This window comes from Sphingomonas sp. SRS2 (genome assembly GCF_000971055.1).
Taxonomy (GTDB): Bacteria; Pseudomonadota; Alphaproteobacteria; order Sphingomonadales; family Sphingomonadaceae; genus Rhizorhabdus.
The window spans coordinates 19862-28540 of sequence record NZ_LARW01000126.1; the positions used below are offsets into that span (position 1 = coordinate 19862).

Here is an 8679-nt window from a genome sequence, read left to right on the forward strand (position 1 = left end):
GCCTAGTCCTCCTCAACAAAGCGGACGGTCACATCGCCCATGTCCTGGAACCGGGCGCAGATCGTATCCCCGTTCGAAACCAGTCGGGCCTCGCACGCGCCGCCTGTCAGTATGAGCGAGCCGCTGGCCAGTGTTTCGCCGCGCTCGGCAAGCCATCGCGAGAGCATCACGATCGTGCGCGCCGGACTGCCCAGCACCGCGCCGGAAGCCGCTTCGCCCACGATCTCGCCATTTTGCAGGACGACGATGCCTATGGTGCGGAGATCGATCTCGTTCGGGCGCCGGGGCCTGCCGCCGATGACGTAGCGGGCCGAAGAGCTGTTGTCGGCGACGACGCTCGGCAGATCGAACTTATAGTCGGCATAGCGAGAATCGATGATTTCGATGGCAGGAACGATGAATTCGGTCGCGGCAAGCACGTCCGCTTCGGTCCGCAAGCGCGCTGGGATGTCATGCTTTAGCAGGAAAGCGATTTCTGGTTCGACGCGCGGGCGAGACAGCAACTTCGTAGGACAGGCGCCCCCGTCCGGCACCGCCATGTCGGCGGTGATGAAGCCGAAGGTCGGTGTGTCCACCTTCATCTGCGCCATCTTCGCGCGTGACGTCAGTCCCGCCTTGTAACCGACGAGCCTTCGCCCGCGCGCACGCCACCGTTCGCGCAGCAAATCCTGCACCAGATAGCCGCAGGCGATGTCGAAACCCTCATGCTCGGCGGTCGGAAGCGTCAGCGACTGGCCGTTCATCTGGGCTTCGTCGACTCGTTGCGCGATCGCGCTCAGCGCCTCCTGGCTCAAGCTGATGGTCATTGGAAGGATACCTCGCAACTGCCAAGGCCGCCGAAATGGGCGACGACTCTGTCTCCCGCCACGACCGGCACCAACGCGGCGAGCGAACCGGAGAGAATGACCTCACTGGCGCGAAAGGTGACGCCCAACTCGCCCAGTCGATTGACCAGCCAGACGACGGCGTTGACCGGCGAACCTTGGACGGCCGCGCCCACACCGGTCGCCGTCAACTCGCCATTCCTTTCGATCAGCATGCCTACCAGCGTCAGGTCAATGTCGCGCGGATCGACCGGCGTATCGCCCAGCACATAGGCGCCGCAGGATGCATTGTCCGAAATCGTGTCCTGGATGCGAATGTCCCAGTTGGTGATCCGGCTGTCGACGACCTCGAAACAGGGCACCACATGCGCAGTGGCTGCCAGCACATCGACGGCAGTCAGCCCCGGCCCCGCCAGATCATGTTTGAGGATGAAGGCAATCTCGCCCTCGATGCGCGGCTGGATCAACGTATCCATCGCCAGCACAGCGCCGCTGCGATGCGCCATGCTGGCGGTCAGCTGGCCGAAATCGGGTTCGAACACCTGCATCATGTCCTGCACGGCCTTCGATGTGACGCCGATCTTCTTGCCGACGATACTGTCCCCGGCTGCGACCATGCGCGAGACCATGCGCTCCTGGATGCGGTATCCGTCCGCGATTGTGATGCCCGCCACGCGGTCACGCAACGGCGCTACCGCAATCCGGCCACTTAACGCATCAAATAGCTCGTCGCCGCAGCGCTCTATAGTCTGAGTATCGAGGGCCATCAGAGCTTCACACAGATATTACGCAGTTCGGTATAGAATTCGAGCGAGTGGACTCCGCCCTCGCGGCCGATGCCCGACTGTTTCGATCCGCCGAACGCCGTGCGCAGGTCACGCAGGAACCAGCTGTTCACCCAGGCGATGCCGACCTCGATCCGGCTCGCCACGCGATGCGCGCGGGACAGGTCCCGGGTCCAGATCGTTGTGCCCAGGCCATATTCGGTATCGTTGGCATGCGTGACTGCCTCTTCCTCGCTGTCGAACGGCGCGATGTGGCAGCAAGGGCCGAAAATCTCCTCACGCATGACCGCAGAATCTGCGGGAAGGTCCGTCCAGATAGTGGGCTGTATCCAGGACCCCCCGGCCAGCTCGTCCGGCAATTGTGGGATGCCGCCGCCAGTGACGATCGTGGCGCCATCGGCGACGGCGCGTTCATAATATCGCATAACCTTTTGGCGATGCTCCTGGTTGATGAGCGGCCCCAGCGTCGTTGTGCGCTCGCCGGGCACACCGACCGCCAGTGCCTCGGCCTTTACCTTAAGCGCTGCGACGAAGCGATCGAAGATCGGCCGCTCGACATAGACCCGCTCGGTGCCTAGGCAGACCTGACCGCAATTGATGAAGGTTGCCCGCGCGATGCCGTCCACCGCCGCGTCGAAATCGCAGTCGGCAAATACCAGGCCGGCATTCTTACCACCCAGTTCGAACGACACGTCACGGATACCGCCGGCGGCGGCGCGCATGATCGCGGCGCCCGTGGTAGTTTCGCCAGTGAAGGTGATGGCGTCCACCTGCGGATGTGTGGTGAGATATTCGCCGGCCGATCCGGCGCCACGGCCATGCACCACATTATAGACGCCATCGGGAATGCCGACAGCGGCGCAGACTTCCGCAAGCAGGGTTGCTGTTCCCGGCGTTTCTTCCGAAGGCTTGACGATGACGGTATTGCCGCAGGCAAGCGCCGGCGCAACCTTCCACGTCATCAGCAGGAGCGGGGCGTTCCAGGGGCAGATGACGCCGATCACGCCCTTGGGCACACGCAGCGCATAATTGAGGGCGCCGGCGCCGTCCGGGGTTGGCATCATGAAGGATTCGGTGGGTACATTCTTCACTAGATCGGCGAACATGCTGAAATTCTCGGCCCCGCGCGGAATGAAGGCATGCTCCATGACCGATCGGGGCTGGCCGGTGTCGGCCATTTCGGCCTCGACGAAATCCTGGAACCGACGCGTGATCTCCGCCGCGACAGCGTGCAGCAGGCGGGAGCGCTCGGCGACTCCCATCTTGCCCCATGGGCCATTCAGCGCCGACTTGGCAGCAGCAACCGCCGCATCGATTTCCTTCTGCCCGCCGGCATAAACTTTGCCGGTTATCTGTCCATTGGCCGGATTAATATTAGGGAAGCTGGTCTCGCTGCCGACGAAGCGTCCGTCGATGAAATGCTGAAACTGCCTGGGCGCTCCCGCCGCCACTTCATGCGCAGGATTTGCGGCTGGCTGATCGTCCAAGATCGAAAGAAGAGTATCCATGCCTGTGTCTCGCTCAGAAATTTAAAGTAAGAATGCGTGGCCGCATCACCGAACCCAGACGCCCGAAGCATCCGACGTGAAGCCAACCGCCCGGTAGGCGGCATCGACGAGCGACTGGCCCCGCTCGTTCAGCGCGACACCCGGCCCGAGCCTGTTCATGACATAGCCGAAAGACATGCGCGCTTGCTCGTCGGCAAAGCCAATGCTGCCGCCCATACCAACCGCACCAAAGGCCTGCTCGCCCAGGATCGCGTAACTGCCCGCGCCATCCTGCCGCCGGCCCCAGCTCTTGCCGAATCCATAGCTGAACGCCGTTGCGATCCGCAGCATACTGTCGCAGGCCGACGCCGACCTTGTGTTGCGCATGAGCGGCAGGGCTTCGGGGCCGACGAGGCGTACGCCGTCCAGCGATCCGCCGACCGACAGGGGGGCATAGAGGCGGGCAAGCCCGCGCGCAGTAGCGACGCCTCCGGCAGCCGGCAGTTCCGCCGCCCGGAAGGCTCGTGCATTCAGCATCTCCGGTGCGAATAGATCGCCGACATTGGTCGCCATCTTGCCGCCGATCCAGTCGGGTTCGGCAATGATCTTGGCGATCATCGGTGCGCTGCTATCGGGCTCGGCGGGGATCAGTGTGGCGACCCGTGATTCCTCTTCCTCCGGCAAACCGAACCAGATCTCGGCGCCTAACGGACCCGCAATCTCCTGCTGCGCGAATTCGCCGATGCTCATTCCGGTGATCCGATGGACCAGTTCACCCCAGAGGAAACCGATGGCGATGCCGTGATAGCCGTGCACCGTACCGGGTTCCCAGATCAGCGGCTCCTGCGCCAGCATCCGCGTGGCGAGCTCCCAGCCCAGCAGTCCGCCGGGCGGCACCTCACTCTGCCACAGGGGAAGGCCGAGTTGGTGGCTCATGGCGAGTGCGACCGTCGCCTCGCCCTTGCCGTTGGCGGCGAATTCGGGCCAGTAGCGGGCAATCGGCGCGTCAAGATCGAGCAGGCCGCGATCGATCAGCACATGCAGGCATGCCGCTGCCAGCCCCTTGCCGGCCGAAAATATGGTGAGCGCCGTTTCCCTGTCCCACGGCTTGCCAGAAACGGGGTCGGCGATACCGCTCCACAGATCGATCACCGGTTCCCCGTCCAGGTAGATGGCGACGGCCGCGCCCACCTCTCCATGCTCGCGGAAATTACGTTCGAACGCCTCCATCACTGGCGTGAACCTGTCGTGGCAGAAGCCCGTGATAACGGGGCCGTGACCAGTTATCTGGCTTTGGACATTCATAGGGATCAGTCTCTCCAATGCAGTTGTCCAGCTCGCCTGCGGGCGTGAGACACGATCCGCCGATCCGTTCGATGCTCGCATCATCCTCGCAGAAGCGGCCTACGGTCCGCCATCGTCACCTCTACAGTCGTCGAGATTGATTCTCGAGATTATGTACAAACATCGCAGATTCTTGAAAGACTTGTCAACACTCGTTTTATCCCGATATTCTGGTTATGCCGAATATGGTCGGTCTGAGTCAGGCATTGCAGGAGTGCGCGCATAACATGGCTAGTCATCCAGTGATTATGTCGCCTAGCGATGCGCAAGGCGGGCAACCGCCCAAGACGCTGGTCTCGACCACGTATTTGGCGCTGCGCAAGGATATCATCCAGGGACGCCTCGCCCCAGGATCGAAGCTACGTGCCGAACATCTCAAGGACGTGTATAATGTTGGGGCCGGCACGTTGCGGGAAGCACTCTCTCTCCTGGCGTCAGATGCACTGGTTGTCATCCAGGGACAGCGGGGCTTTCGCGTCGCCGCGATGTCTCCTTCCGATTTTCACGATATCACGGAAACGCGGATTGTATTGGAGTGCCAAGCTTTGCGCTTGTCCATCCACGTCGGAGATGACGAGTGGGAATGCACCCTAACAGCTGCTTTCCATAGGCTGAACCTTGTCGAGCAACGTTTCCGCGCGAATCGAAACGAGATGTTCGAGGAATGGGAGTCAGCGAACAAGGGGTTCCATGAAGTGCTGATTTCGCGATGCGGCTCGCCCTGGACGCAGCATTTCTTGAAGGTGCTGTACAACCAAGCGGAGCGCTATCGTCGGGTTCTGCTGCCCAACCGGCCCGAAAGCCGGGATGTACATGCAGAACATGAAGCGATATTTTCTGCTACAATGGCGCGCAACGAAGATGCAGCATGCGATCTTCTCTCGAGCCACATCCGCTACAATCTTGAACTCTACAAGAAGCTCGATGGCTAGCTTCCATCACTCTTTTACAGGGCAGCAAAATGCTGGCCGGGGGCTTCGATGCCGGCGATCTGGCCGAGACGGCTCTCATTCGTGAGCCATTCTACTCGTCGCGACCACCAGCCTGTTCGTCCTCCGCGATTCTTATTGTTGCTTCCGCGTTCGATGGAGAGCCGGGCTGTCGAAAATGTCGAAGGGTAGATATGAGTAAGATGATGACGACTGCACCATTTGAGGAAAATCCAAGTTTGGATAATGGGGACATCTCTTCAGTTCACACCATATCCATTCCGTCATTAGACTTTTCTTTTCGGGCTGATGGCCAAACTAATATTTTGGTCGCAATGATTGCAGCCCAGCAAAATGGAATCGCGATCGGATGTCGGAGCGGGGGGTGCGGTGTGTGCCGTATCCGCGTGGTGAAAGGCCATTATCTGGTTGCGCAGCCTATGAGTCGGCAGCGGATATCGCCGGAGGATGAGGCACAGGGCATTGTTCTCGCCTGTCGTGTCGTGCCGCGCTCCGACATGATCGTGGTCCCAATGCCGTTCATTTCTGCTCGTCCGCGCATTCCTGGGAGTTCCATATTATGAACGGTTGGCTTGAAATGCAGGCGGTACCCGGCGTGCTCGCCGTCCGCGGCATGCTGGATGCGGCGATTTTATATGCTGAGGAGACGGGCATGCGAGTTAATGTCGCCATTGTCGATGTCGCTGGCAACCTGGCGGGCTTTTTGCGGATGCCGGGAAGCTTTCTTGTCTCCAGCGATCTTGCAATCGATAAGGCGTGGGCTGCTGCAAGCTTTGGGATCCCGACCCGCACGCTCTCGGCGACGCTAGAGGGCGAGCCACGTGCCGTGCGCGAGGGATTGTTGCGTCGTCCCAGGGTGACTGAAGTTCCCGGCGGGCTTCCAATTCGTGTAGATGGGGTATTGGTGGGAGGAATCGGCGTATCCGGCGCTAGTCACGAACAGGATGAACGATGCGCTAACGCCGGTCTCGCGATCCTCCAACACAAAGGTCCTACTTGATGGCGCGCAGGTGCGAGAGCATTCCAGCGAGCGCAAGCGTTCATATCGAGCTTTCCCTTCCGATCGATAGGCGCACGTTCCCCTTTATTTTTCGATGTCAGGCGTATATTTTGCGGAGAATCCAAATATGAAGCTTGTGCGATTTGCGACCGACGATGGCGTCCGTCTCGGTGTTGCGAGCGGAAACGGTATCCGCGATATCACAGATTATTGCGGCACGACCTCGATGCGCGCTGCCCTGAGCCAACTGGGAAGGCTGGGGGATGCCAATCTCGAAGCTATGCCGTGGCATGCCTTGGCGGACATCGCGCTCAAGGCGCCTATTGCCGATCCGCAGAAGATCCTCGCGATCGGCATGAACTATCAGGCGCATGCCCAAGAAGCCATCGACGCGGGCATTCCCGTGCCGGAATATCAGCTCTGGTTCAACAAGCAGGTTTCCTGCCTAACTGGACCGACCGATCCCATCATTTTTCCATCCGTGTCTACGCAGTTGGACTATGAGGCAGAGTTGGTCGTCGTGATCGGCAGGCGCTGCCGCAATGTCACTCGTGAGGATGCTCGCTCCGTGATTGCCGGCTACATGGTTGGGAATGACGTCTCCGCGCGCGATTGGCAGCACAGGACACCCACCTTTACGCTCGGAAAATCGTTCGACACACATGGTCCGATCGGTCCCTGGATTCTGACGGATGACGAAGTCGAAGATCCCCACGCTCTGACTCTGCATCTGAGTGTGAATGGCGAAGAGCGTCAGCGCACCTCGACCGGCGACATGATTTATGACATCTACGAACAAATCGTCTACCTTTCGACCGTTATGACGCTAGAGCCGGGCGATCTGCTATTCACCGGCACGCCTTCTGGCGTGGGCGCTGCGACCGGCAAGTTGCTGAGGGTCGGAGATGTTGTACGGGTCGAGGTCGATGGCCTAGGTGTAATCGAGAACGACGTTGTGTCAGAATAGAGTGAGAGAAAGGTGTTATCAGTTACTTATGCCTTCATTGAAATAGCCGCCCTAGTAATGCCCTGAGCATCGGTCCTCTTTATTTCGATACTTTAGAGCGTTTTTCGATCATTCTGGATCATATCCGCACGAGCTGAAGTAGTTGACACATTCCATGGGCTGGAAAATATCGACGAGTTTGCCGATCAGGTCCCACAGGCCGTTGACGGTTCGCTCTTCGGCCTTTCGCAGCATGGCTTTGAGTTTGGAAAAGGCTTTCTCAATCGGATTAAAGTCCGGGCTGTATGGTGGCAAAAACCGTAGTGTTGCGCCCGCCGCTTCGATCAGTTCGCGCACGGAAGCGCGCTTGTGGCTCGACAGGTTGTCCATGATCACGACATCGCCGGGCTGCAAATCGGGTAAGAGGACTTGGGCCACATAGGCTTCGAACCAGTCCCCGTTGATCGGGCCGTCGAGCACCATCGGCGCGACCATGCCGGTTATACGCAATCCGGCTACCAGCGTGGTGGTTTTACGGTGACCATGCGGAAAGCCCATCCGCAAGCGTTCGCCTTTCCGGCAGCGGCCATGGCTGCGGGTCATGTTGGTCGCGGTCCAGGTTTCATCGATGAACACGAGCCGCTCGGGATCGAGGTCGAGCTGGCCGTCGAACCAGTCGTGCCGCTGCTTCAGGACGTCGGGCCGGTCCTGCTCGGTACGCGTGTGGTCATGACCCTCGGATTTGGAGCGGTACCCAGTTCCAGGGCAAGAGCTGATCGATATCCTTGGCAGGATGATCTGCGATGCGCTGTATGATGTCGGTAAGATAGGCCTGTGGGTTGATGCCGTTGAGCTTTGCAGTCTGGATAATGGTGTAGAATATAGCGGCACGTGTTCCGCCGGTGTCGGAACCCAGGAAGGTCCAGTTTCGGCGCCCAAGGGTCAGCGGACGGATGGCGCGCTCGGCAGCGTTATTGGACATTTCAAGACGGCCATCGAGAGTATAGCGCGTCAGGGCTTCCCAGCGTTTGAGGCAATAGCGGAACGCCTTTGCCAGATCGCCTTTTTGACTAATCCGGTTGAGACTGGTTTTCATGAACGCCTTGAGATCGGCTAGGAGCGGAACGCTGCGCTCCTGGCGCGCGGCGAGACGGATCTGAGGGTTTTTCCCGTTGATCTCGCGCTCGATAGCGAACAGATCGCCGATCTTTTCGAGGGCTCTGTTGCAAAGATTGGCGGCAGTCAGAGGTAGGCTGTCGCTCTGCGCCGATCAGGCGGCTGCTGCGAAATGGTGGTTGAGCATGCCCATGGCCTCCGTCAGCGCCGAGGGCCCAATGCCAAAA

Annotated in this window: 9 protein-coding genes and 1 pseudogene; 4 read left to right on the top strand and 6 right to left on the bottom strand. The window is 59.9% G+C overall.

Annotation, left to right across the window (positions count from 1 at the left end; all coding sequences use genetic code 11):
* Nucleotides 1–2 precede the first annotated feature (2 nt).
* From WP12_RS20080 to WP12_RS20095, 4 genes are read right to left on the bottom strand one after another with little or no spacing between them, the layout of a single operon-like run.
* Nucleotides 3–806 (bottom strand): 2-keto-4-pentenoate hydratase, encoded by an 804-nt coding sequence (locus WP12_RS20080; RefSeq protein ID WP_044663304.1) that lies wholly within the window; start codon nt 804–806, stop codon nt 3–5.
* Nucleotides 803–1591: a fumarylacetoacetate hydrolase family protein gene (locus WP12_RS20085; RefSeq protein ID WP_044663303.1), complete on the bottom strand. Its 789-nt coding sequence runs from the start codon at nt 1589–1591 to the stop codon at nt 803–805. Before WP12_RS20085 ends, WP12_RS20080 begins: the two co-directional genes overlap by 4 nt.
* On the bottom strand, nt 1591–3117 hold the full coding sequence (locus WP12_RS20090; protein WP_083434550.1) for a 2-hydroxymuconic semialdehyde dehydrogenase: 1527 nt from the start codon (nt 3115–3117) through the stop codon (nt 1591–1593). Before WP12_RS20090 ends, WP12_RS20085 begins: the two co-directional genes overlap by 1 nt.
* Nucleotides 3118–3162: 45 nt before the next feature.
* Complete coding sequence (locus WP12_RS20095; protein ID WP_160299258.1) at nt 3163–4401, bottom strand: serine hydrolase domain-containing protein; 1239 nt, start codon at nt 4399–4401, stop codon at nt 3163–3165.
* Nucleotides 4402–4667: 266 nt separating this feature from the next.
* On the opposite strand from WP12_RS20095, the gene WP12_RS20100 reads away from it, so the two are divergent.
* The 4 genes from WP12_RS20100 (at nt 4668) to WP12_RS20110 (ending at nt 7357) form a co-directional block, all read left to right on the top strand.
* The gene (locus WP12_RS20100; RefSeq protein WP_052628278.1) at nt 4668–5372 is read left to right on the top strand and encodes a GntR family transcriptional regulator; all 705 of its coding nucleotides are present in this window, start codon (nt 4668–4670) and stop codon (nt 5370–5372) included.
* Nucleotides 5373–5563: 191 nt separating this feature from the next.
* Nucleotides 5564–5953: a 2Fe-2S iron-sulfur cluster binding domain-containing protein gene (locus WP12_RS24400; protein ID WP_232307252.1), complete on the top strand. Its 390-nt coding sequence runs from the start codon at nt 5564–5566 to the stop codon at nt 5951–5953.
* Nucleotides 5950–6390, top strand: a complete 441-nt coding sequence (locus WP12_RS20105) for a GlcG/HbpS family heme-binding protein (RefSeq protein ID WP_152664097.1) — start codon at nt 5950–5952, stop codon at nt 6388–6390. The genes WP12_RS24400 and WP12_RS20105 overlap by 4 nt, the downstream gene beginning before the upstream one ends.
* Nucleotides 6391–6517: 127 nt before the next feature.
* Nucleotides 6518–7357: a fumarylacetoacetate hydrolase family protein gene (locus tag WP12_RS20110; protein WP_044663299.1), complete on the top strand. Its 840-nt coding sequence runs from the start codon at nt 6518–6520 to the stop codon at nt 7355–7357.
* A 108-nt stretch (nt 7358–7465) separates the two neighbouring features.
* Here the strand turns inward: WP12_RS20110 and WP12_RS20115 are convergent.
* Nucleotides 7466–8050, bottom strand: a pseudogene (locus tag WP12_RS20115) (IS630 family transposase); the annotation flags it as partial.
* Nucleotides 8051–8063: 13 nt separating this feature from the next.
* On the bottom strand, nt 8064–8582 hold the full coding sequence (locus WP12_RS20120; protein ID WP_327196241.1) for an IS66 family transposase: 519 nt from the start codon (nt 8580–8582) through the stop codon (nt 8064–8066).
* Between the last annotated feature and the right edge of the window lie 97 nt (nt 8583–8679).

Coding starts and splice junctions, on each gene's coding strand:
- WP12_RS20090 (WP_083434550.1), bottom strand. CDS start 3,117: ATGGATACTCTTCTTTCGATCTTGGACGATCAGCCAGCCGCAAATCCT.
- WP12_RS20095 (WP_160299258.1), bottom strand. CDS start 4,401: ATGAATGTCCAAAGCCAGATAACTGGTCACGGCCCCGTTATCACGGGC.
- WP12_RS20080 (WP_044663304.1), bottom strand. CDS start 806: ATGACCATCAGCTTGAGCCAGGAGGCGCTGAGCGCGATCGCGCAACGA.
- WP12_RS24400 (WP_232307252.1), top strand. CDS start 5,564: ATGAGTAAGATGATGACGACTGCACCATTTGAGGAAAATCCAAGTTTG.
- WP12_RS20110 (WP_044663299.1), top strand. CDS start 6,518: ATGAAGCTTGTGCGATTTGCGACCGACGATGGCGTCCGTCTCGGTGTT.
- WP12_RS20085 (WP_044663303.1), bottom strand. CDS start 1,591: ATGGCCCTCGATACTCAGACTATAGAGCGCTGCGGCGACGAGCTATTT.
- WP12_RS20100 (WP_052628278.1), top strand. CDS start 4,668: ATGGCTAGTCATCCAGTGATTATGTCGCCTAGCGATGCGCAAGGCGGG.
- WP12_RS20105 (WP_152664097.1), top strand. CDS start 5,950: ATGAACGGTTGGCTTGAAATGCAGGCGGTACCCGGCGTGCTCGCCGTC.